Here is a 24493-nt window from a genome sequence, read left to right on the forward strand (position 1 = left end):
TAGCTCCTATTATTACAATAGTTTTCCACATTTATTCCTATATTCATCTAACCTCAATTGCCTTTTCATATACTGTTAATCGCTGCTTTGCCGCTTGATTCCAACTATATTTTTGAGCAGTATGATAAGCATTCACTTGTAAATCATATAATAATGCCGGTTGGTTAATTAACTTTTCAAGAGCATTCCGCATTAACTCTTTATTTCTCCTTGGCACCACAAGTCCATCATGCATATTCGTCAAAATATCTAACGGACCTGGTGTTTCAAAGGTGATTGGCGCCAGACCACAAGCCATAGCCTCTATCAATGTTTTTCCAAATCCTTCAGATAAAGAAGGAAAAAGATTAATTTGGTAATGTTCTAGTAGTTCCGGCAGTTCGCTATGTTTATATTTTTCCATTACCTTTACTCTACTTCTTACCTCAGGAATGTAATCTTGATAGACCGTTTCCCTATTACACCCTGTTCCCAGAAAAGTTAGTTCTATATTTGGATACTTCTGAAGTAGTTCATTCATTACTTCTGATGTATATTTTATCCCTTTTCTTTGAATGTAACTCCCGATCTGCACTATTTTAATCGACTTACTGTCATCCCTTTTCCGAGTAAATTCTCTCCCTATAAAGTAATCTGGTATACCATTGGGAACAATATAGACGCTTTTAGGATTGACTTTGAAATGGTTGATTGCATATTTCTTATCATTTTCATTTAAGAATATAGACACATCAGACATCTTTATAGACTTAGCTACTTCCCAAAGTCTGAACCCACCCCAATATATAGGATATTTCCAGCTTAAATTCACATGGCCATTCTTTGATTCTTTTAATAACTCATGATGGGCTAAATGCTCTAATCCGTGACTACTAAAAACGGTAGTAGGACGATTTCTCATAGAAGATAATACCCAGCCATCCCCTGAAGCGACGTCTATCACATCATAATCATTCCATTTCATCTTATTCCAAGCTACTTTCCACGGGAATAAGACCTTATCCGTTAGCCCCCCAGAAAAACTTTTTAAATCATCCATGAAATACGTATCGGCCTGCACGCCTAACTCTCTAAGAGCATCTCTAAAAGCTATTCGAGTACCAGAAACTCCGGTATTTGGATCATAATCAGCACTTGATATTAGAGCTACTTTCATTTTCACACCTCAAATGTATTTATATAATTGTTTACTGCCTAATGTGAGAATTAATATACTTTTCTACTAATGACACTGTTTTTCTAATATCAAAATTATCTTTGAACTTGTGATAGCCATTTCTCGCAACATAATTATATTTTTCTTCATTTTTGTAAAGCAACGCTATTTTTTCGGCTAATTGATTGTAATCTCCTGGTGAATATAAGATACCTGTGAAATCATCCTCAATTAACTCCAACGGTCCTCCTATCCCAGCTGCGATTACTGGCTTTCTAGAAGCCATTCCTTCAATAATCACCCTGCCAAAAGGCTCTGCTCTAGTAGAAGCATGCACTAGGATATCGATATCTTTCAGTAATGCCAAAACGTTTTCTCTATGACCTAGAAACTGAATATAATTACAATCCTTTGCTAATTCTATTAAATGATTCTTGTACTGAAGTTCTTCTTCTTTCGCAAACAATACATCTCCAATTATCAAAAATTTGATCTCGGGGTACTTTGGGTGCAAAAGCTTTGCTGCCTTAATGAACACGTCTTGCCCTTTCCATCTAGCTATCTGACCCACAATAGCAACTTTAAATTCCCTCACGACTTCTAACCTCCTCTAATGGAAGGATTCCGTTATAGACAATTTTTGTCTTCTCTGTTTTTCCAAATTGACTGGATACAGACTTTGAAATACATATAATTTCGTCCGCAAACTTTGACAGCAAAACAAATAATTTCTTATTTATTCCACCATCAATAATATCCCTTACATGCCAAATAACTTTTTTAAATGCCAGCTTCCCAACAACAAGTCCAATAAAATGGGCTTTCATTGAGTTAGAATAGACAATCTTTGCCTCATTCTTATACATGAAAGAAAAAAGTCTAACCATTGGGACAAATAAAGAGAATATGGACAAGAACCTTAAGGTACTTTTTTCATCTCTGTTATACTTCAATACTTTCTCGGAAAATGGAATGACAGCAACCTCCACACCAGAGATTTCCGATACTCTTTCCACAAGTGGACCGTCTTCAAAGCATACTAATGTGGGCTGGAATCTTTCTTTGTTGATATAGGTCAATATATCAATTAAACTTCTTTCTCCCCCTCCAATTATTGCCGTGTGTACTAGGAACAGTACTTTAATCTTTCCAACTTGCTTCACTGGCTCCCCTCCTTTTCGCCATTTTTATACATAAAAAAGAAGCAGTTCTTGACTACTTCAAAGTTAATTTTCTATAAATTTGCTAATTTAGGAAAAAGAGAAGGATAGCTGTTTAGTTCTTTCCTTATTCTCTGTACATCCGCATCCACCATTACTTTTACCATCTGCTCTAACTCTGTCTTCGCTCTCCAATTTAACTTTCTTCTCGCTTTCGATGAATCTCCCAAGAGAACATCTACTTCTGCTGGACGGTAGTATTGAGGATCTATCACTACATAGTCTTGATAATTTAAATCAAGATAGCTAAAGGCGATTTCACAAAGTCTGCGTACAGTTGTTGTTCTTCCAGAAGATATAACGTAATCATCTCCTGATTCTTGTTGCAGCATCAGCCACATTGCTTCTACATAATCTGCTGCATAGCCCCAATCCCTTTTGGCTTCTATATTGCCCAGCCTCAATTCCTTTTGTATCCCCATCTTTATTCTTGCCGCAGCATCTGTGATTTTTCTGCTGACAAATTCAATTCCCCTCAATGGCGACTCATGATTGAAAAGAATGCCACAAGAAGTATGCATTTTATAGCTTTCTCGATAATTAATTGTCATCCAGTGTGCGTATAATTTAGCCGCTCCATAAGGGCTCCTAGGGTGAAATGGTGTTTTTTCTGTTTGAATCTCCTCCTGCACTAATCCAAACATTTCACTTGTTGATGCTTGATAGAATTTTATCCCTGGATTCGTTAACCTTATAGCCTCCAGAATATTCACTGTTCCTATACCTGTGATATTGCCTGTTAATACTGGCTGTTCCCAAGAGGTCCCAACAAAGCTTTGCGCTGCTAAATTATATACTTCATCAGGTTTGGCTAACTGTAATGCTCTTATCAAAGAAGACAGGTCTGTCATATCTCCGTCAACTAATACCACTTCTTCCTTAATTTGCAGATACTCTAATCTCCATAATGTATCTGTACTTCTTCTGGCCAGTAACCCAAACACTTTATATCCTTTATTTAATAGCAATTGCGCTAAATAAGCTCCATCTTGACCAGTTATCCCAGTAATCAGTGCAGATTTCAATGATCTCGCCATCCTTCCTTTATCCCTCTAGGTTGTCTAAGAGCTTCACTCTACTCGACCATAAACAATTGCTATTAACCCACTTATATCCATTTATCCCTATTTCCTTTATTAGCCGCTTATCTTGCTGTAACATCTGAATCGTGTTTACTACCTCTTGAATATCTGTAGCATTTACTAGGTAGCCAGTCGTTCCATTCACTACTGCATCTGGCACTCCTCCGTTGTTTCCTCCTATAACCGGCAATTTATGCATGCCCGCTTCTAAAAAGACGATCCCGTAGCCTTCTACATCTCCTTGCTCTTTCAATTCCCTATTCAACATAATAAATAAATCCGCTGCCTCATATAATGCTTCCAATTCGTTCTGATCTATGGCCCCTGTAAAAATTACAAACTTCTCTAATTGTAATTTCTTTGTCTGTGCTTCTAACTTTTCACGTTCTGGCCCCTTGCCACAAATAATATATCTAATATCCGGATTATCTTGCACAAGCTCCTTTAATGCTTCTAGTACTTTATCATGGCCTTTACGCTCTACTAGTCGACCAACTGTTAACAAAACAAATTTATCCTGGAGTTGGTACTTAGTTACTACTGCTTCTTTATGTAATTTTTCAGATTGAAGATTGGCATGGATTCCTGGATGAATGACCATTAACTTACTTTCATCGATACCTGATTGTATCAGCACATTTTTCGTATAATTGCTATTACATATTATTTTCGTGGCATGTTTTAAACTATAATTTAGTAACTTATACTTTAATGGATTGGTCTTGGATTCAAGGAAATCAAGACCATGGATGTATGGGTAAAACTTCACTTTTAACCATTTCTTAGCAACCGGACCAACCAATCCAATCGGCATTATATTTCCGAAATGAAGTTCCTTTATATGATGGTTTCTTTTAATAGAACAAATAGAGAATAATAGAACAAATAACTGCACTATTTGTTTGACCATCGATACCTTGTTAGAGATTCCGATTCGATATGTTTGAAAGGACTGTTCGCTATCGAATTCTTTATAGAACTCCTCTCCTAATCTATTAGAAGTTAAAACAACTGTTTTCATTGGATCAAGATGAGAAACAAGCCCATATACATAATTTTGAATCCCACCCTTTTCTGGTGGAAAATCTACAGATATAAATAATCTATTGGTCATCACTAACACTACCTTTATACTAGATTTTAAATTTATTTTTACATAACCTTTTCAAAAGCGCTCACTAATCGAGCAGCAATCCCCTTATTTCCATATTTGGCTATAGAGAATTCTCTAATATCTAATGAATTACTTGTTTTCTGAGCTACTTTTAATATCTCCTTAGTAAGTTGTGCTATATTTCCTTCTTCAAATACGTTTTCCATCCCTAAGCTATCTAGTACAATAGGAATCTCTCCACTAGAACTTCCAATAGAAGGTACCCCGCATGCAGCGGCCTCAATTAAAACCCTGCCAAACTGCTCTCGCCAGTTAGGCATTGTAATAGAAGGCAGAACATGAATATCCATCCCATTAAACCATTTAGGCATTTCGGAATGAACAGCCTTATTTATAAAAATGACTCTTTCTTTCACACCCATTTCTATTGCTAATTTTTTCAACTCATCTATTAAAGGTCCTCTTCCTACAATTAACAAGTACATATTACTTATTTTTTTATAAATGGAACTATATGCTCTAATTAATAGATCAATACCTTTTTCCTTTACAAGACGGCCAGCAAATCCTATTACATAGGCATTAGATGGTATATTCGCTTCCATTCTTGCCTCTTCTCTTAAATCTGCAGAAATATGAAAGTGGTCTTCATCTACTCCTAGAGGAACTTGGCAAATCTGATTTTTAAATCCTTTTTCTTTTAATACTGATGTAACATCTTCACTAATGCTTACTGCAAGAGAGGAGTTTTTATAAACATACCTTTCCATCTTTCGAAATAAGAAGGGATAGTCTTTTTTTATATTTTGTGCCGAATAAAATCCAATTGCTTTGGTGTATTTTAAAGCACTTTTTAAAATTTGAAAACAACTAATTGAATAGGGTTCTTCCGCAACATAGACAACATCTGGCTTATTACTTTGAAAAAATTGTTTTAAACTTTTTTTATAGAAATGGAGTGGAATACTTTTATTAAAATATATTGGGATTTGTAGAATTCTTCCACTAAATGCCGGCCATCTTTTAACTGAAATTGGCTTATCAGTAAGCCCTGGAGCAATAAAATTACTAGGTACTATTAAATCAACTTTATGTCCCATTTTCTCCATTTCCGCATATATTTGCTGGTTGATATCTGTAACACAAGCATGACTAATGACTACTATATGCATGAACTTCACCTCGATAACTACTATATTGTTTATGAATCCACCCTACTAACAGCCATGTTAGTATTGAGGTTGTATAGAACCCTCCATTTACCCAATTTCCAATTCCCCCTGCCAAAATTCCTAATACCATGATGTATTCTATTTTCCTTTGCCTACTTATTAGTTTGATAAGTTTATACATTGTCATAATAACTACTAAAATGTATATAACTCCTCCAATACCTAATGCTACTATCATATTAGAAAGGTCCATTTCTGTTGACATAGCATCCTTTCCCCCTGATTTATCAGCAGCTTTTGTTACAGATGCAATGCCGTGCCCAATGGGATTAGTGGCGATTGTTTTCATTCCTTCAACAATCCTTTCAATGTGACCTAAACCAGTTTGTTCTTCTGATAACGGGTCAACCAAACCTTCTATCATATGTTGTACTGCTGGTTCAGCAACGCCAAACCATGATGGATTTAAACGAGGTAAAAGGGACCAAATAGAGAATAGGACCATAATTGATATTAATCCTGTTACTATTTTTTGAAGCAGCGTTTTCTTAGATACAATCAAAATCATTATTAAAGCTATAGCCATAAAAAAAATAACTGTTCTAGAACTGGCAAAAAAGATGGATAGCAGAGTTATAAGAACTACTGGTAGATGAATCAGGCAGTTTTTCTTTAATATCAACTTTGTAAATCCAATCATAAAAGTAATCATTGTAAAATAAACAAATTCCTGTGCACTCGGAAATGTGCCAATTGCTCTTACTGTATCTTCTGCTAGATACAAAGCAGCATACCCCGTCAGATCCACCCACATTTGTTCAAATGGAAGAATTCCAAAGAATGTCTGGTAGATGCCATAAAGTGCAATCAGTGTACCGATTACTTCTACAATATTTAAAATCCTGACTATATCCTTTTGCTTAATTTTGTAGAATGCAATGAAATACCATAACCAAGGAACAATTATATATATCGCGGCTACGAAACCTGATATCGGACTCCCAGAGTATGGATTAAACATTTGTACACAACCAAAAATAAAAAGAGCAACCATTAATTTATCCGGCTTCTCTTCTCCTAGGTTCTGTTGACTTTTCAATTCCCAAAATAAAGAAAGAGCTAAAATAATCGTTATGCTTGGTCCAAGTATTAGTAAAGGATCAAATGAGCTCCAGCTTGCAATAGGGATTAGTGCCCTTCGAATTAAGCCCATGAAAGCTAAGTAGACAATTAAAAAGAAAATGATACGTTCTCTAACGATTGCTAACATGGCTAATGTAATGATAAAGAGACTAGCAAATATAAGTACTCTTATATTTCCAGGACTTATTGAAAGTCTGCCAACAACAAGAAGAGCTAAGAATAGAATCCCTAACTCCATTAATCTTCTTCTATAAAGAAAAGTAGTCAATATTCAGCCCTCACTTTTAAGACACATCAATTAAATTCTCATATTGCTTTTGAAATAACTTATACGTATCATCCCAAGTGATATTTAGCGATCGTTGTCTAACTTGGAATGACATCTTGTCTCTTAATTCTGGATTTAATGCTAATTTTTCCATTGCTTCTAAAACCGATTCCTTATTTCTGTCAACGGTATACCCTGTAATGTTATCTTCGGCAATTATATTAGCAATACCAACAGAAGTCATAATGACTGGTAAACCACATGCCCCTGCTTCCAATGATGCAATGCTAAACGTTTCATATAAGCTAGGGAGAACATATATATCTGACAATCTATATAAATCGGCTGGATTCTCTTTGAAGCCGTGAAAAATAATATGATCGGTTACCTCCTTAGAAAAATCTTTCAATATTGCTGATTTGTCCCCTTTTCCTACTACTAATACTTTTGCCTTTAGTTCTGCATTCCTCGATAATAATTCTTGAAAAGCCTCTAATAGAATTCTTAGACCTTTCCTTGACCAATCCCCACCAACAAAAACGAATACTAAAGCCTCTGTAGGAATTCCTAATTTTTTCTTATAATGCTTTTTCTCTTCAATAGATGCTGGTCTAAAAGCTGAAACATCAACCCCGTTATAAATAATACTTATATCATCTTCTTTATAAAGAAAATGCTTTAAAACTTCTTTTTTAACATGTTCAGAAACGACTACTAGATGCGGAATACGGTCTGGCTGATAACAAACCCCTTCCATCCATAAAGCAAAATTGCCTTGTAGCCAAGAATTTATTTTATGAGCAAATGATTTTGTATGTTTGAGACGATCATTTAGTCCAAGAGTTCTATATGCCCGATGGCAAAAATGAATAGTAGACATATCTACTCGGTTAAAAACTATTGCACCTGTTGTATGAACTAAATCATATTTTTTAATAAACAAAACAAGACTTGCTATAACCGCAAAAAGTACACTTTTTAGAAAAACAGGTCTCTGTGGAACTGGAATTTTTATGAATTTAACTTCGCTAAATTCCCCACTTAATTCAGAAGCAATAACAGTGATCTCATATTCATTACTTAGTCGCCTAATCATCTCTGAGAGATGAATTTCCATTCCACCTCTATTGTTTATGTTATGGGCAACAATCGCTAGTTTCTTTTTCATCTAGCTTAACTCCTTACTATGGTTTTTAATTTTTTTTGAAATCCTAATCGAGTATGAATATTTACGGAGAATTTTTGGAAGTTGGATTTTGGATTTTTCTTTAAAAGTCGAATAAGTTGTAATATTCCCGGTCTGTCAGATGTACCAATCATTATAGACCATCCTATGTATAATAATTTTCGGATCGGATTTGACATATATTCAGATAAGATCAAAGTTTCATTAAATACCCCTTGTAAATACGCTTCCTTATTAAATTCCCCTCTCTGATCGAGATCAAATCGCGGAGCTGGATAATGATCCACTGCTGCTTCCGGGTCATATACCAGCCTCCATCCCCGCTTTCTTACACTTAAACTAAATGCCATATCATTATGTATTTGTGCTCCCTGCCCTAATAATCTTTCATCAAAAGATAATCCAGCAATTGCCTTACGGCGAAAGCTCATGTTTGCTCCTTTTAAAACATCTACATCCCGAGCTTCTCCATACCCTAGATGGTGATTTCCAATGACACGACCAAACCATTGTACTTTTCCAACAGGATCTTTCCTTTCCACTTCTTTGTGGTTGCCGTGAACTACCCAGTCACGCCCACCGACCCCGCCAATTTGCTCAGAACTTTTAAATATATCGATTATCTTTTGAAGCCAGTGAGTATGCGGCACTGTATCATCATCTAATATACAAATGAATTCTCCTGCAGCCTGCTGCAGCCCTTCGTTTAATGCGGCAACTTGACCTGGTCGAGTTACGATTGCTTGTTTAATAGAAATAATAGATTGATAGTCTTTTAGAAAGCTTGCAGTTTGGTTATCTGTATCACGAACTACCACTATTACTTCATCAGGTTTATGAAGTTGTCTGCATAATCCCTCTAAACATCTTTTTAAATCATTTGTCCGCTTATAGGTCGGGATAATTACCGACGTTTCCATTTCTTCATCCCTCCACTCAAAACGCATCCTTTGATCCAAATAGGACAAAAAAGGTTTTAATGATTAACTTAAAATCAATAAATAGGTTTCTTTCTCTTATATATTTAAGATCAAGCTCTACCCATTCACTAAAACTAAGACTGCTTCTTCCACCAACTTGCCAATAGCAGGTGATGCCTGGAACTACCTTTAATCTTTGTCTTTCATATGATGAATAGGCAGCAACTTCTTGGGGAAGGGAAGGCCTTGGTCCTACTAAACTCATTTCTCCTTTTAAAACATTTATTAACTGTGGAAGTTCATCGATACTAGTCTTGCGGATAAATTTGCCGATTCTTGTTACTCTTGGATCGTCCTTTATTTTAAACACAGGACCAGTAGCCTCATTTTTATCCATTAACGAGGCTTTAAGGTCTTCTGCATTGGATACCATAGAACGGAACTTATACATCTCAAAGGGTTTTCCGTCTTTTCCAATTCTCGTCTGTTTAAAAAAGACTGATCCCTGTTTGTCCTCGAGCTTTATTAATCCAATAATGAAAAATAATACCGAAAGTATAAGCAGCCCTATGATGGCACAGAGAATGTCGAAGACCCTTTTGAAAAGAAGATAAGCTTTCTGCTCTTTGATCAGCACTACTTCTGTCCTTACATTTAATTCTCTTACTAATGATTTTTCTCCTAACGACAACTACTTTCACCAGCTTTCTTGTTAACTGCTAATTAATATGTTCTAGTTACAATAAATATTATTTATCTAGTAACAATGATAATAATATTTATTTCTCTTTAAAAAAACTTAACGAAGAAAACGAACTTGTTTCCTTCGTTAAAATTTCTTAAATAAGGCATTTAACCTCCCCTCACATCACACTTTTGCAGACTAGCGCTAAGGTAGAGCCTTTATTCTACCCACAGCGTGACCGAGTGCCTCTATTGATATTGGTTAAGAGACATCACCAAAAAACCATAATATTCTTAATAAAGAACGAATCTTCAAAAATATATAGCCTTATAAAGGTCTATATTGTAAGATCATAAAAGATTTAATTTAAAATACTTTATTTACATTAAAAGCAAATCGTTCTTTTTGAAGAACAATTGACTAATCGTCATTATAGCAATGTATCTAATAGAAGGAAATAGCACTTTTTGTCGAATGGAGTTTATTTATAAAAAACGCTTAAGTTAAGCAGTTTTCTTTTCAGCTCTAGTTTATTCTCACTTTTTTACGCTGCCTTTTACTCACACGCTCATCATTAAGCACTGCACCTAAAAAAATCGCTTTGGAATTCGAAAGCATATCCCGTGTAAATTCAACGGTTTCTATATTGTTTTTATTGCTGCGCACAACCATTAATACCCCGTCTGATATATTCGATAGTAATAAAGAATCAGCGACAGATACTAGTGATGGCGTATCAAATATAACCATATCGTACTGGTGGGATACGTTACTTACTAACACCTCCATTGCAGGTGAACCGAGTAATTCTGATGGGTTAGGAGGCACAGGTCCACTCGTTAACAGGTCAAGATGGTCAATAGGTGTTTCTATTACACATTCTTCTAGCCTATCCCTGTTTACTAGTATAGTGCTTAAACCAATTTCATTATTTTCTTCAAATGATGTGTGTAATGTTGGATGACGAAAATTGGAGTCTACAAGAAGAACTCTTTTTCCTACCTCTGCAAAGGCAATTGCTAGATTAGCAGAAAAGGTAGATTTTCCTTCTGATTCTTCTCCTGATACAATTGCTAAGGTTTTAATCTGATTTTCATTAATAGCTAACTGAATGCTAGCACGTATTGCATGGTATTGTTCTCTGATTGGCGATTTGGGTTTTAGGTGGGATAATAGATTACTTACCCTTTCTAATTTAGATTTCCGTTTCGGTAGTGGTGACATTTAACGATCTCCTTTCTGCTTTTAAGGATTCCATAAGTGATTGAGGGATTCTGTCTTTTTCAGAAATAGCAGATAGCGTTCCAACTACCTTTATATTTAATTTTTCTAAATCTGATTTTGATCTTACGGTCGTATCCAAAAAGGCAAATAATAAGACTAATCCCACTCCCATAATCCCCCCTAAAGCAACCGCAATTGCTATATTAACAGTTATACTAGGGCTGATTGGCTTTTCATTTACTATTGCTTCATTCATTATTTGCACATTATTAACCTTCATTAGGGATGGCAATTTTTCTAAAAAAGTAGTAATAGTAGTATTGGTAATTTTTGCAGCTCGTTCTGGATTAGTGTCTGTAGTTGTTACATTTAAAACTTGTGTAGAATCTTGTTTAGCAACTTGGATTTGACTACTTAATTGCTCTGCCGTTATTGGTAATTGGAGCTTTTCAACCACATCATTTAAGATGACTGGATTTCTGATAATAACAATATATGTATCGATTAAATCCATATTGGATCTTACATCCAGTTCACTGACATCAACGACTTTTTCAATATTCTTATTAACCAAAAGCTGTGAGCTGCTTTGATAGAGTGGCGTTATTTTATAATTAGTATATAAGCCGCTTACAATGCCAGCTCCAATGGATACCATCATAATAAGTAACATTCTTTTTTTCAAAATAGCTAAAATCTCTTTAACCGACTTTATTCCTTCCAAATAGAATACCTCCCAGATTATTCGTGCTTTATAAAATTACACTCATTGAATATTCGTTCTTTATAGAGAACCTATGTCCATTATACATCTTTTCTTTCTATTTGCCATAGTAATTTTTAGTGATTTATAATTTTTTTACTTTAATGTAAGTACATACATTATTCTGTTATATATATTTGTTAAAAAAACTAGATAATAAAAGAGAATTTTTTAAGTCAATTTCCTCATGAAAAAGAGTTAAAAATACTTTTCTCATATTACAGTTTATTTACCATTGATTGAATTGATAAGAGTCCGGGTATTCCTATGCTATAATGATGGGCGAGGTGAATTTTTTAATGGGTAATTTGCAAGTGTGGTCACAATCAGAGCGATTTATAACTGCTTTTCAGCGGTTTAACTGGATTGATTTAGGTATCGCTTTGTTAATCTTTTTAGTTTTCTTAGGTTTTAGAAAGCTATTTACTAAGTACATTTATAAATTAATATTAGCATTGGTAAAAAAATTACCTGTAGATATTGTTTCAAAAATTTTCTTAGCATATGAAAGGCCCCTACGCTGGTTCTGGGTCATACTTGGAACTTATTTGGCTTTAACTTACTTACCATTCCCGATTACAACCTTTAACTTTGTTCAACAAGTTTTTAGATCGTTTATAATCGCTTTAATTGGCTGGGGAATTTTTAATTACTTTTCCGATCAATCGAATCCGTTTGAACGAATGATTTCGCGAACAAAATTAGATGCTGATAGTATGCTTATTCCATTCTTAGGAAGAGTTTTCCGCATGCTTGTCGTTATCTTTACGGCTGTGAGTATTCTAGATACATGGCATATTCAAATTGGCGCCTTTGTCGCTGGTCTCGGAGTTGCAGGTCTTGCCTTCTCCTTAGCTGCACAGGACACGGTTGCTAACTTCTTCGGCGGGGTTGTCATTATTACCGAAAAGCCGTTTGCAAAGGGAGATTGGATTCAGACACCTTCAGTAGAAGGAACTGTTGAGGATATTTCCTTCCGAAGTACGCAAATTCGGACATTTGCGGATACAATCGTGACAGTTCCAAACTCGAAGCTTTCCAATGAAGCTATTACAAACTGGTCGAAGATGTCAAAACGACGAATTGATTATGAACTAGCCATTTCCTATCGTACACCAAATGAAAAGCTCAAAACAGCATTAAAGGAAATTGAAGCTATGCTTCATGCACATCCAGGTGTACATCCTGATACGATAATGGTTCGATTTACCGATTTCCGCGATTATTCATTAGGAATCTTCGTCTACTTTTTCACGAAGACAACTGTTTGGGATGAATACTTAGCGGTGAAAGAAGATACAAATTTACAGATACTTAGCATCTTAGAGAAATACGGAATTGAAATAGCCTTGCCTAGCCAGCAGATTTACTTGCCGGAGAAAGAGGATGGGAAGAAATTGATGACTGGGGAGTAAGTATTAGAGGACAGCTTTAAGTGTATTTTGCACTTAAAGCTGTTTTTCTATTCGGTTTATAAATGGAAGAACTTATCAAGCCCAAAAACAGCATAATCACTCTTAATTTTACAAACAATACCTCTAACTAGGGGGTGTCACAATGTTATGGAATAGTGCCAAGAAAATCATCTGGCTGTTATTTGCGAGCACGATTTTATCAAGTATATTGAGTACGTCCTTGATCATCATAAGCATGAAAATTTATAAGGATGTAATAAGTTTAAGAAGAAAATTAAGCAACACAGGTGACAATGGAATTAGATTTCAAAAGTATCGACAGCCATAGAACTTAAATTGCTTTTACTTTTTATAGACACACCAAAAAAAGCGTCTAGAAAAGCTACCTTTTCAGACGTTTTTTCGTTATTCAGCCTCTCGCAAACGAAAAAGACGCTAAAAACATTAAAATATACGCTAGTAAACTTCCACCTATAAAAAACACTAGCCCCGGTATATATTGAAACAACAAATAGACAGCGATAATTCCAACTAGCATGGCCATCGTTTGGAGAGGGCGTGCAAAGGAAAGAATAATGGCGTGTTTGACATATTGAACTAGCGAAAAATCATAATGGACATATACAGGGAAAATATATAATAAGACCACACAAAACCAAAACAGTAAGGATAAAAATATCAGACTAATAATTCCATAACCTGGATTCATTTCTGTCTGAAAAAACCTCAAATCAAAATAGAGAAAAAACCCTATTAGGGATAAGGCGTAGCCTAATATATTTGCTCTTTTAAAATCCGATTTATAGTAACGCCAAAATGTCGCTATAATTGGAAGGTCTTTATCTCCCATAATCCATTTTCTCACAACCGAAAACAAAGCGATAGTGGCTGGGAATAAGCCGAATATCCCCCCTCCAAGTATGATTCCGCCAACCCAAAGCGCATTTACATACATTAATTTTGCGACTATCTGACTCCCATGGTACACTCGAGCAAAAAGTCCATCCATCTTTTCCTCTCCCTTTTTGAGCACATATTCCGATTTCTTTTCCTCTTAACATCTACAGAAAATGCCACAGCTTAAGGAATAGTCGCTAAAGATAAATCCTTGAGCTAACTATTCCTATTAGGCTAGCTTATTTCAGCGCTTAACCATTTTAATTAGCTTGGTAACGGTCATGAGCTGCTTTTTCTACTTCTAAATATTGATCTTGCCCCATTTGTTTTACTTGCTCTACATATTGATCCCATTCGCTAAAGTCTTTATCTCCTGCAATGAATGCAGCTTCTGTTTCATTGATAAATGTTTCTAAATCAGTTCCTGTAGCTAGCTTGAATTTCAACTCATCATCCGTGTAGTTAAAACCATTCCAGATTTCTTTTGGAGCATCTGGCTGTACTTTATCTCCAACAGCTACAGAGCTTGGTAAAGCTTCTGATCCACCAAAATACTTTTCTTGTACATACCCAGGATAACTTCCTCCCATCCAGGTAACATACGGTGTTAGAGCTTGGTCAAAAGTTAATCCATCTGGGTTATTGGTAATTTTTTCAGTGAATTGAGGTTTCCCATCGCCATTTTTTTCATACGTTTCTCCTTCTACTCCCATAAATTGCAATGTTGCCCCTTCTTCCCCGAAGAAATAATCAATCCAACGAATAGTCGCTTGCGGATTCTTATTTTTATCTGTTATCGCAAATGCTCCAACATGTACAAGAGGTGATTTCACATGACTGTATAATGTATCACCATGAGGTCCCTTTAATCCGCCTAAACCAATGTAGTCTTTCTGATTAGTGAAGACTGTCTCTGGATTCGGAACGATCGCTGTTCCTAAAATTCCTTGCGAGCCTTTCGCATTCAATTTATTGTCATCCATCGTATAAATCTCTCCGTCAATCAGTCCTTCTTTATTCAATTTATGAATAAATTCGAGCACTTCTTTAAAACGGTCGTCTGTGCGGAAAAATCTTAATTCATTTGTTTCTGGATCCACATCGACAAATTTATGACCTAATCCTCTTGTGCCAACACCCCAAGAGCCTTTAATCGAGTCCATAATTTGGGCAATACTTGTCGCACTTAATGGAATCTCATCCTTTTTGCCATTTCCATTAAGATCTGTTTCCTTTACAGCCTTTAAATACTGATAAAATTCATCAATCGTTTTCGGCTCATCCATCCCTAATTTTTCTAACCATTCTCCTTTTATCCAAATTGGTTTACCAATAAGCATCGGCAAAAATTCCGGGCTATAGTAAGAAGGGAGTGAATAAATATTTCCGTCCGGCATCGTTAAACCTTTCTTTATATCTGGATGCTTGTCCATGGCAGCCTTAATATTTGGTGCATATTCTTCAATCAAGTCATTTAGCGGCATAAAAATTCCTTGCTTGCCGTATTTATAGAGATCTGCTGATGGAATCCGCGAAGAATAGAAGACATCTGGATACTCACCACTTGCAAGAGCAAGGTTTCGCTTCTCTGTTAGCGTTGCAAAAGGCACCTCATTAAAGGTCACATTCACGCCAGACTTTTCCTGATATGTTTTAAACACCAATGTTTCTTCATAGTCATCAAGATTCGGTTCATATTTTCCTGTGAAAAATGTTAAATCGATCGGTTCTTTGACAATTGGAAATCCTTCTTTATTCACATTGTCAACAGACTCTGTCGTCACTTTATTCTCCTTTTTATCAGAAGATGCGCTCTTTTGACACCCTGCTAGCAAGGAAGCACTCATTACTAAAGCTGTTGTCACCGTAATAAATTTCCTTCTTTTGAACTTAACCATTTTTTCTCCTCCTCATTTATCCCTTTATTGAACCAATCATGACACCTTTTACAAAATATTTTTGCAGAAATGGATAAAGCACTAACATAGGCAAACTTGCTACAATAACTACTGCGTATTTAAGTCCTTCAATTTGCATTAAATGCTCTGAAATGGCATTGTCACTTGCACTCGACATGCCAGACATATCCTCTTGAATCAGCATTTGTCTTAAATAAAGCTGCAATGGAAATTTGCTTTCATCATTTAAATAAATAAGGGAATCAAAGTAGGCATTCCAGTGCCCCACTCCATAAAACAATGTCATTACGGCGATAATGGGCATTGATAACGGCATGACAATCTTCAGCAGAAAGGATATATTTCCACATCCATCAATGGATGCTGCCTCATGCAGTTCATTTGGGATACTTTGAAAAAATGTCCTCATAATAATCACGTTATAAACCGAAACGGCGCCAGGTAAAACAATTGCCCAAATTGTATCCAGCATTCCTAAATCCTTCACTAATAAGTAGGTAGGAATCATGCCCCCGCTGAAAAACATTGTAATCATAATAAAAACAGTAATCATATTTCGTCCGTAAAAATCTTTCCGTGATAAAGGGTAAGCAATCATAACGGAAAACAATAAATTAATAAATGTTCCAAACACTGTGTAGATAATAGTATTTCGATAGCCGATTAAGATTTTTTCATTTTGAAATACCTTCACATACAAATCTACTGTCAGCTCTTTCGGGAATAGCCAAATATCCCCTAAAACCGTACGTGCTGGATTACTAAATGATGCACTTAACACGTAAATTAATGGATAAATCATTAGACAGGCAATTATTGCTAAAAGGGTATAATTTACCACCACAAACACTTTGTCTCGAACACTTTCTCTTTTTAACATGAAGGATTTTCCCTCCCAAACACTGTACTTACCATAAGCTGACCTTGTTTACCTTCCGAGCCGTATAATTCACCAGTAATAAAATAATCAAATTAACAAAGGATTCAAATAAACCAATTGCCGTAGAGTAGCTATAATCAGCTCCCAATATACCTGTCCGATAAATATGGGTCGAGATTACGTCTGATGCACTCATATTTAAAGAGTTCTGCATTAAAAAGACCTTTTCAAATCCTACACCAAGAATGCTACCGCATTGTAAAATCAACATAATGATGATAGTTGGCTTGATGCTCGGAAGATTGATATGCCATATCCGCTGCAATCTGCTTGCGCCATCTATTTTGGCTGCCTCTTGTAATTGTGGATCAATCGCTGACAGAGCTGCCAAATAAATGATCGAACTCCACCCCATATTCTGCCAAACTCCAGAAAATACAAAGATTGTTTTAAACCATGCAGGTTCTGCCATAAAGTAAATTGGCTCTCCACCTAAAATGACGATTAGCTGGTTGATAATGCCTGTTTGTGGAGATAAGAATAAATAAAGAATTCCTACTACTACCACGACAGACAAAAAATGGGGCGCGTATGTAATTGTCTGGATAAAAGATTTAAAGTACTTATTCTTTACTTCATTAATCATGAGGGCAAGAATAATCGGAATTGGAAATCCTACCGCTAATTCATATAAACCAATTAATAGCGTGTTCGAGAGTAATCGTTCAAAATAAAAACTCTGAAAAAAACGCTCAAAGTGTTCCAATCCAACCCATGGACTATTGAAAATACCATCGACTGCAATAAAATCCTTAAACGCAATTTGCAAACCATACATTGGGATGTATTTAAAAATAATAAAGTATGCAATAATCGGAATTATCAATAAATAAAGATCCCAATTTTTTCTTATTTTCCTTACTATTTTCTTTTTCTCGCTTTTCCTTGCTATCTTCATCTGTGCTGCTTTTTCTATAGCGGACGAGCTATCCACACCCCTCACCTACCTTCCATCTTTCAGCTTGATTAAGCGCATTTTGTAAACAGCTATTTTAAGAATAAGCAGGCAGCCAATCACCATGTGCTTCAATTAATTCATCACATAATTGTACGATTTCATCAATGGACAGTTCAGAAGCTGTATGGGGATCTAACAATGCAGCCTGGTAGATATACTCTTTCTTTTTCGTGATGGCAGCTTCGATTGTTAGTAGTTGTGTATTAATATTTGTGCGATTTAGTGCAGCTAATTGCTCTGGCAGATCTCCTACATAGGTCGGGAGAATCCCGCTTGCATCCACCAAACAAGGAACCTCTACACATGCCTTTTCTGGCAAGTTACTAATCAATCTACCTGTATTCAGCACATTTCCGCCTATTTTAATAGAGTTGTCTGTTTCCATTGCTTCGATGATGTAGGAACCATATTCATGGGTGCGTTTATGAGTGACATGTTTATTTCCAACTAACTCCGCTTTTCGTTTTTCCCATCCTTCTATTTGTTTTTCACAGCGGCGTAAATACTCATCTAGCGGGATATGGTAATAGTCTATTAGTTCAGGATAATTCTTCTTTATAAAGTATGGATGATATTCGGCGTTATGTTCCGATGACTCCGTAACGTAATAGCCAAATCGCTCCATCAATTCAAAACGTACCTTATCCGAATGAAGGACCTTCTGCTTCTCCCTTGCCCTTTCTTTAATTTCTGGATATAAATCTTTGCCGTGCTGTGTTATTTCAAGCAACCAAGCCATATGATTTATCCCCGCAATCTTCCATTGGACATTCTCCTTAGCCATTCCCAATGCATCTAATAAACGATCGGCACATACCTGCACACTATGACACAATCCAACGGTTTTAATAGCGGTGTTCCTTAACATCGCCCCTGTTAACACAGCCATAGGATTCGTATAGTTCAACAGCCAAGCGTCAGGGCACACCTCCTCCATATCATTTGCAAACTCAAACATAACTGGTACAGTTCTTAAGCTGCGAAAGATACCTCCTATTCCAACCGTATCTCCAATCGTTTGCCGCAGTCCATATTTCTTCGGAATATCAAAATCAATAACTGTGCTTGGCCGATATCCCCCTACTTGAATGGCATTAATAACATACTTAGCTCCTCTTAAAGCTTCTTTTCTATCTGTGTATAAATGTATCGCTATATTTGCATCTAAATTTTCCTTTAATTGATGCAACATCATAAATGAATCATTCAATCTCTCTAAATCAATATCAAAGAGTGCAAACTCAAATCCCTGCAATGCCTCTACCTGCATACAATCTCCTAGTAGATTTTTGGCGAATATCGTACTCCCTGCTCCTAAAAAAGTGATTTTCGACATATCTTCCTCCTTATTTCGTTAGTGCTAAAGGGAAATAGTACAAATCTTGCTATACAAAAAATTTACAAATTATCCACTTTTCAGACAACATTCCCTTGTTATACTCATCTTAAAATGCGACAGAAAGACTTACAATGGTAAGATATTTTGAAAGGGTGGTAAAATGTTGCTGTCAAATAATCCATTAACTACTTATCGCACTTACTTTTTTCGTTTTCCTGAAAAGCAACAACAACGAATAGCAGGTATTTATACGTTAGGATGGGAGAAAAGGAATAGTGCTTCCTATTATTGGGATGGGCTTAAACGATCAGAGAAGGGGAAGATTATTTTTCAATATACATTGCAAGGAGAAGGAGAAATCATCATCCAAGATCAGAAAGTTCGCTTAAAGCCCGGATACGCTTTTTTCGTCAATATCCCTAGTGATCATACCTATTATCTTCCAAAGGATAGTCAAGAGTGGGAGTTTATTCATATCACTTTATATGGGGAAGAAGTGTGGAGAAGCTATCATGAAATAGTGAAAGAGCATGGAAATATTCTTCGTTTGGACGATAACGCCTATCCAAATCAGCTTATTTTTAAGCTTTTTGATAAAGCGGTTCATGAAGAAATTAAAGATGCCTTTGAATCTTCTTCCCTTGCCTATACATTCATCATGGAGCTTAAACGCTATCTTATGCATACAAGCCATTCCAATAAAACCATACCAGAATCGATATCCAATGCCGTGCGTTACATTCAACATAATTATGCAAATCCAATCATTTTAGATGATATTGTCGAAGCATCCGGACTTAGCAAATATCATTTTTCCAGACTTTTTCAGTCCATTATGCAAATCACCCCTATGAATTTCCTAACAAGAATCCGGTTAAATAAAGCCATTGAATTAATGAAACAACAGGACTTAACCATTGAAGAAATTGCCTTACGAGTCGGTTACTCCAATGGAAACTATTTCACCAAAGTGTTCCGCTCCATCATCGGCGTGTCTCCTGGAAAGTATCGAAACAGCGAGAATTTCGTGCCCTTTGATGAGGTTATTGGACCGAGTTCTCTTTTTGCTTATAAGGAGGGGACTAAGATTCTATGCTGAACAAACCTATTCTACCTTAGCATGTTGTCGATATTATCCATGGGGGATAATTAGAAAGTTATGATTTTATTCCACTACAAGGCATCGTTTAAAATAACGATGCCTTGTAGTGGGTCTATGAAAAGTATGATAATGCCCATAGAAAGCTAAGAAACGTGGAGAAAAGAAAGATTTCTTCTCTTAAAATAGTAGTTATCGCGGCATAGTACTGAAATGCTGGTTGGATCGATCGAAAAACAGAAATAGGGCGTGGAAATAGTCTTCTGCCTGTCTAAAATCAAACCACACCACTGTATAAATGTTAAGATGTGCATGGCTAATTATTTGACGTATATTTATTGCTTCCAGGAAGTTTTTTAATATTATTCCAAGCTTCAATTGCTTCCTCACGACTCTTCTCTTGATTATTAATGTCGGCAAAAAAATCACGAATAAATTGATTGTATTCAAATTGAGGAGCGATTATTTTCTTGTATGATGGGTCCTTCTTTCGTTCTTCTTCTTTATACCAAGCGTCTACTGCATCCCGATATGTTTTTCCAATGTTGTTTTTAAAATAATTTTGGATATACGTAGAAAAATGAAAATTAGGAATAACTGTCTTGAAGAAGGCTCTTACATTTTGACTACAACGATGATTTTCCGAAATGATTGTATCAAGACTTAAATCGGCCTGTATCTCTGACTTACTATTTATCTTTACCTTTCTAATCGGCTTCTTTATCTCTCCTGTTCGAAGAAATGTTTCAATTCTATCGGAAATCTCTATTTTTGAACCTGAAACACTTATTCCAATTTCCCTGCAAAAAGATTGTAATTCCTCTTTTAACCAATAAAAATCTTTAAAACTATCTATACTGATATCTTTCGTAAGATTTGGTCTCATATTTTCCCCTCCCCATTTTTCATACTCCTAATCTTAGATTAAGCATTTGGATATTCCTTGTAAATAGTGTAAAAATTATTATTAATCTGACAGAAAATAGCAAACCCATTGACTCTACCCTTAGAGGAGAGTTTACACTTAATGTTTGTAGATACTTCTTAAGGAGACGAACATTATGCTTAGACAGAATATTACTCTTTCTATTTTACTTATAAATTTATTCATTGCCTTTCTCGGTATTGGTCTGGTTATTCCTGTAACTCCTACGATTATGACTGAGCTTCATCTTTCTGGAGCGATTGTTGGTTACATGGTGGCAGCTTTTGCGATTGCCCAGCTTGTTGTTTCTCCTATAGCTGGTCGCTGGGCCGATCAATTTGGTAGAAAGCGCATGATTGTCATTGGACTACTTATCTTCGGAGCGTCTGAATTATTATTCGGACTTGGGAAAACGGTCAGTATTCTTTTTCTTTCACGTGTGCTTGGCGGGATTAGTGCGGCGTTTATTATGCCTGCTGTTACGGCTTTTATTGCCGATATTACTACAATGGAAGCTAGACCGAAAGCACTTGGCTATATGTCTGCTGCTATTTCCACTGGATTTATCATTGGCCCAGGAATTGGCGGATTTTTAGCAGAAATTGGGACGCGTATGCCTTTTTATTTTGCCGGAATCTTAGGCTTTACAGCTGCGATTCTCTCCTTTTTCGCCTTAAGGGAACCTGAGCGACGTACAGAGGAAAATCAAGCAAATGCAGAAAAGGTGGGCTGGCAGCGAATTTTCGTGCCTATCTATTTTATTTCTTTTCTCATTATCTTTATTTCATCCTTTGGATTATCTTCCTTTGAATCACTATTCTCGCTTTTCGTCGATCATAAATTTGGATTTACGCCAAAGGATATTGCAATTATCATAACAGGTGGGGCAACGGTTGGGGTTATTGCACAAGTAGCCTTATTTGAAAAATTGACAAAGTGGATGGGCGAAATTCTGTTAATTCGATACAGCCTGCTTTTTTCCACTATATTAGTCTTGCTTTTAACGATCGTACATTCGTACTCTCTCATTCTCCTTGTTACGATTATCGTTTTTGTTGGCTTTGATTTAATGCGACCAGCCGTGACGACCTATCTTTCTAGAATCGCGGGAGACGAACAAGGCTTTGTTGGCGGGATGAATTCCATGTTCACAAGCATTGGTAATGTATTTGGCCCGATTATTGGAGGAATATTATTCGATATTGATTTAAATTATCCTTTCTATTTCGCAGCTGTCTTTTTAGCGATCGGTATCGCCTTGACTCTTATTTGGAGACAAAAATCATTAGCTAAATCTTAGAATGGATGGAGTTGATTAAGATGGAAGAGAAACTTTACTCCATTGGAGAAGTCGCAAAAGTAGCGAATATTACCATTAAAGCACTTCGCCATTATGATAAAATCGGCTTATTTAAGCCTGCTTATGTCGATCCCCAAACGAATTATCGTTATTATCGGGATACTCAATTATACCGTCTTGATATTATTAAATTGCTTATTTCAATCGGCACACCTCTTGGGCAGATTAAAGAAATCCAAGAAACAGATAACTTGGATTTCGTCGCTTTTTTGGAAAAACAAGAAGAGCTAATATCTGAAAAAATTGCTTCTTTACTGGAGACGCAACAGTCCATTCGAGAGCTCCGCGAAGAATTGCAAAGACAAGAATATCCGTTTGGAGAAATCATCCTAATGGAAAAGGAAGAACAGGCCATTATCCAAACAAGCGTTAAAAATATTGGGCCACAGAACATTCTTAATCCTTCCTATAGCAACCTAAAGAAAGCAACAAAGGAAGAGTTTCGCAACAATGGCTATGGCTCCATTATTCCATTCAAACAATATGAAAAAGTGGAAGAGATCACTTATAGCTATCTTTACACACCAGTCCCTTTACGAAAACAGCTATCCAGCCTTTCCAATGAAGCAGAGCGAGCAGTTATTCCGAAGGGGACATATGTATGTATCAAATTAAAATCCTCCATATTTACAGAGTATTTTCAAACCTTGCAAAAGCTCCTTCACTATGTCCAGGAACAAAACTTAACCGTGACCAGCGACATTTACGAAACATTCTCGGTGGGGCTTTACCATAAGAAAGAAGAATATATTAGTGAATTTAGCGTGCGGGTTGCGGAGGATGAGAGCAGGAAAAATAATGTTGGATAACTTTTTTGGGGCTGTTAGCTTAAGGGATTATGGCACTTAGCCTGCTCTGTTACCGAATATATGAGTAGCAGTAACAAAAGGGAACGGAGAGACTTCCTATGTTACCTTTTGCTAAGGATACCTGGGGAAATGGGATTAGAGAGCTGTTCTCTGTTACTGGAAACATTGGATGCTGGCGATAAGAGGCGCTGAAAACCTTTCTCTGTTAGCTAGGAGAACTTTCGTCCAATAGCTCAGAGAACTTCTCTCTGTTACAGGAAGCATCCTCCTTTTTCAATAGATACAAGCTTTTAAGTCGCAAAAATACATTCCATGCAAAAAAGTCAGGTCCTAGACCCGACTTTTTTATTTGCATTTCTTTTCCTTTGGCAAAAATAATACTTCGAAATCTTCTAAATCATCAATACCGTCTGCTTCCAGTTTCTTACCGACAGCGGCTACCAATAATCTCATTCCTTCTTCGACTTTTGCTTGCTCGCTTGGCTGCAAATGATCTAAGACGGATCCCATTATTTGTTGATTGGGCTTTGGGGATTTTTCTTCAATTCTCTTTACCATTCTTTCTGTTAACATAATCTGAACGGAGCGTTTGTCATTCGGATTCGGTTTCTTTATCAGAATGCCCTTTTCTGTCAGTCGTTCTACAATATCCGAAACAGTACTTTGTGTGATACGCAGATTTTGGGTAAGCTCCTTCACACTTATTTTTTTATGAAGGAAAACTTCTAGGATGAGACGCGCTTGAGGAGCAGTTAGTCCATGCTCTTCTGCGTACCTTTGGCGGCTCTTCATAATAAATCGATTCAAAAAATCAATCGATTCCCAAATGTATGTCGGCCTATCTAACATTTCTTAACTCCTTTCTATAAGAAGCTGGAAGAAAAACTCGCAACATTCTA

Annotated in this window: 24 protein-coding genes; 5 read left to right on the top strand and 19 right to left on the bottom strand. The window is 36.2% G+C overall.

Annotated features, from left to right (window positions below; all coding sequences use genetic code 11):
* Positions 1 to 43: 43 nt before the first annotated feature.
* The 12 genes from NST77_RS18045 to NST77_RS18100 form a co-directional block, all read right to left on the bottom strand.
* A complete protein-coding gene (locus NST77_RS18045; protein ID WP_341123360.1) occupies positions 44 to 1156 on the bottom strand; it encodes a glycosyltransferase family 4 protein in 1113 nt (370 codons plus the stop codon).
* A 31-nt stretch (positions 1157 to 1187) separates the two neighbouring features.
* A complete protein-coding gene (locus tag NST77_RS18050; RefSeq protein WP_095332636.1) occupies positions 1188 to 1751 on the bottom strand; it encodes a glycosyltransferase family 4 protein in 564 nt (187 codons plus the stop codon).
* Positions 1738 to 2319: a hypothetical protein gene (locus NST77_RS18055; protein ID WP_095332634.1), complete on the bottom strand. Its 582-nt coding sequence runs from the start codon at positions 2317 to 2319 to the stop codon at positions 1738 to 1740. The genes NST77_RS18050 and NST77_RS18055 overlap by 14 nt, the downstream gene beginning before the upstream one ends.
* A 71-nt stretch (positions 2320 to 2390) precedes the next feature.
* Positions 2391 to 3401 (bottom strand): GDP-mannose 4,6-dehydratase, encoded by a 1011-nt coding sequence (gene gmd, locus NST77_RS18060; protein WP_144547089.1) that lies wholly within the window; start codon positions 3399 to 3401, stop codon positions 2391 to 2393.
* Between the two features lie 19 nt (positions 3402 to 3420).
* Positions 3421 to 4572 (bottom strand): glycosyltransferase family 4 protein, encoded by a 1152-nt coding sequence (locus NST77_RS18065; RefSeq protein ID WP_341123361.1) that lies wholly within the window; start codon positions 4570 to 4572, stop codon positions 3421 to 3423.
* A 38-nt stretch (positions 4573 to 4610) separates the two neighbouring features.
* Complete coding sequence (locus NST77_RS18070; protein ID WP_123258443.1) at positions 4611 to 5744, bottom strand: glycosyltransferase; 1134 nt, start codon at positions 5742 to 5744, stop codon at positions 4611 to 4613.
* Positions 5725 to 7155, bottom strand: a complete 1431-nt coding sequence (locus NST77_RS18075) for a hypothetical protein (protein WP_141231361.1) — start codon at positions 7153 to 7155, stop codon at positions 5725 to 5727. The genes NST77_RS18070 and NST77_RS18075 overlap by 20 nt, the downstream gene beginning before the upstream one ends.
* 16 nt (positions 7156 to 7171) lie before the next feature.
* Positions 7172 to 8323: a glycosyltransferase family 4 protein gene (locus tag NST77_RS18080; protein ID WP_095332624.1), complete on the bottom strand. Its 1152-nt coding sequence runs from the start codon at positions 8321 to 8323 to the stop codon at positions 7172 to 7174.
* A 5-nt stretch (positions 8324 to 8328) separates the two neighbouring features.
* Positions 8329 to 9261, bottom strand: a complete 933-nt coding sequence (locus tag NST77_RS18085) for a glycosyltransferase (protein WP_144547099.1) — start codon at positions 9259 to 9261, stop codon at positions 8329 to 8331.
* A 16-nt stretch (positions 9262 to 9277) separates the two neighbouring features.
* Entirely contained in the window at positions 9278 to 9898 is a 621-nt protein-coding gene (locus tag NST77_RS18090) for a sugar transferase (RefSeq protein WP_445668920.1), read from the bottom strand.
* Between the two features lie 573 nt (positions 9899 to 10471).
* Positions 10472 to 11170, bottom strand: coding sequence for a CpsD/CapB family tyrosine-protein kinase (locus NST77_RS18095; protein ID WP_123258445.1), 699 nt, complete (start codon positions 11168 to 11170; stop codon positions 10472 to 10474).
* Positions 11142 to 11894: a YveK family protein gene (locus NST77_RS18100; protein WP_095332616.1), complete on the bottom strand. Its 753-nt coding sequence runs from the start codon at positions 11892 to 11894 to the stop codon at positions 11142 to 11144. Before NST77_RS18100 ends, NST77_RS18095 begins: the two co-directional genes overlap by 29 nt.
* Before the next feature lie 338 nt (positions 11895 to 12232).
* On the opposite strand from NST77_RS18100, the gene NST77_RS18105 reads away from it, so the two are divergent.
* Positions 12233 to 13348 carry a mechanosensitive ion channel family protein gene (locus NST77_RS18105; protein WP_341123364.1) on the top strand — a complete coding sequence of 372 codons (1116 nt, stop codon included), beginning with the start codon at positions 12233 to 12235 and terminating at the stop codon, positions 13346 to 13348.
* Between the two features lie 142 nt (positions 13349 to 13490).
* Complete coding sequence (locus NST77_RS18110; protein ID WP_095332612.1) at positions 13491 to 13676, top strand: hypothetical protein; 186 nt, start codon at positions 13491 to 13493, stop codon at positions 13674 to 13676.
* Positions 13677 to 13757: 81 nt separating this feature from the next.
* Here NST77_RS18110 and NST77_RS18115 read toward each other — a convergent pair whose 3' ends face one another.
* From NST77_RS18115 to NST77_RS18135, 5 genes are all read right to left on the bottom strand, one after another.
* Positions 13758 to 14357: a YesL family protein gene (locus NST77_RS18115; RefSeq protein WP_095332610.1), complete on the bottom strand. Its 600-nt coding sequence runs from the start codon at positions 14355 to 14357 to the stop codon at positions 13758 to 13760.
* 148 nt (positions 14358 to 14505) lie between these two features.
* Positions 14506 to 16143, bottom strand: a complete 1638-nt coding sequence (locus tag NST77_RS18120) for an extracellular solute-binding protein (protein ID WP_341123365.1) — start codon at positions 16141 to 16143, stop codon at positions 14506 to 14508.
* 16 nt (positions 16144 to 16159) lie between these two features.
* On the bottom strand, positions 16160 to 17044 hold the full coding sequence (locus tag NST77_RS18125) for a carbohydrate ABC transporter permease (RefSeq protein ID WP_123258448.1): 885 nt from the start codon (positions 17042 to 17044) through the stop codon (positions 16160 to 16162).
* Between the two features lie 28 nt (positions 17045 to 17072).
* On the bottom strand, positions 17073 to 18002 hold the full coding sequence (locus NST77_RS18130) for an ABC transporter permease (protein ID WP_123259173.1): 930 nt from the start codon (positions 18000 to 18002) through the stop codon (positions 17073 to 17075).
* Positions 18003 to 18096: 94 nt separating this feature from the next.
* Complete coding sequence (locus NST77_RS18135) at positions 18097 to 19398, bottom strand: alpha-glucosidase/alpha-galactosidase (protein WP_123258449.1); 1302 nt, start codon at positions 19396 to 19398, stop codon at positions 18097 to 18099.
* A 166-nt stretch (positions 19399 to 19564) separates the two neighbouring features.
* On the opposite strand from NST77_RS18135, the gene NST77_RS18140 reads away from it, so the two are divergent.
* Positions 19565 to 20500, top strand: coding sequence for an AraC family transcriptional regulator (locus tag NST77_RS18140; protein WP_341123366.1), 936 nt, complete (start codon positions 19565 to 19567; stop codon positions 20498 to 20500).
* 316 nt (positions 20501 to 20816) lie between these two features.
* Here NST77_RS18140 and NST77_RS18145 read toward each other — a convergent pair whose 3' ends face one another.
* Positions 20817 to 21386: a DUF6434 domain-containing protein gene (locus NST77_RS18145; RefSeq protein WP_163186353.1), complete on the bottom strand. Its 570-nt coding sequence runs from the start codon at positions 21384 to 21386 to the stop codon at positions 20817 to 20819.
* A gap of 175 nt (positions 21387 to 21561) precedes the next feature.
* Here NST77_RS18145 and NST77_RS18150 point away from each other — a divergent pair, with 175 nt between their 5' ends.
* Together NST77_RS18150 and NST77_RS18155 are read left to right on the top strand one after the other, a co-directional pair.
* Complete coding sequence (locus tag NST77_RS18150) at positions 21562 to 22725, top strand: MFS transporter (RefSeq protein ID WP_341123367.1); 1164 nt, start codon at positions 21562 to 21564, stop codon at positions 22723 to 22725.
* 20 nt (positions 22726 to 22745) lie between these two features.
* Entirely contained in the window at positions 22746 to 23594 is an 849-nt protein-coding gene (locus NST77_RS18155; protein ID WP_164463726.1) for a MerR family transcriptional regulator, read from the top strand.
* A gap of 345 nt (positions 23595 to 23939) precedes the next feature.
* On the opposite strand, the gene NST77_RS18160 is transcribed toward NST77_RS18155, so the two are convergent.
* Complete coding sequence (locus NST77_RS18160; RefSeq protein WP_095332595.1) at positions 23940 to 24443, bottom strand: MarR family winged helix-turn-helix transcriptional regulator; 504 nt, start codon at positions 24441 to 24443, stop codon at positions 23940 to 23942.
* Between the last annotated feature and the right edge of the window lie 50 nt (positions 24444 to 24493).

The sequence above is a fragment of the Niallia sp. FSL W8-0177 genome (assembly GCF_038006285.1).
Taxonomy (GTDB): domain Bacteria; phylum Bacillota; class Bacilli; order Bacillales; family Cytobacillaceae; genus Niallia; species Niallia circulans_A.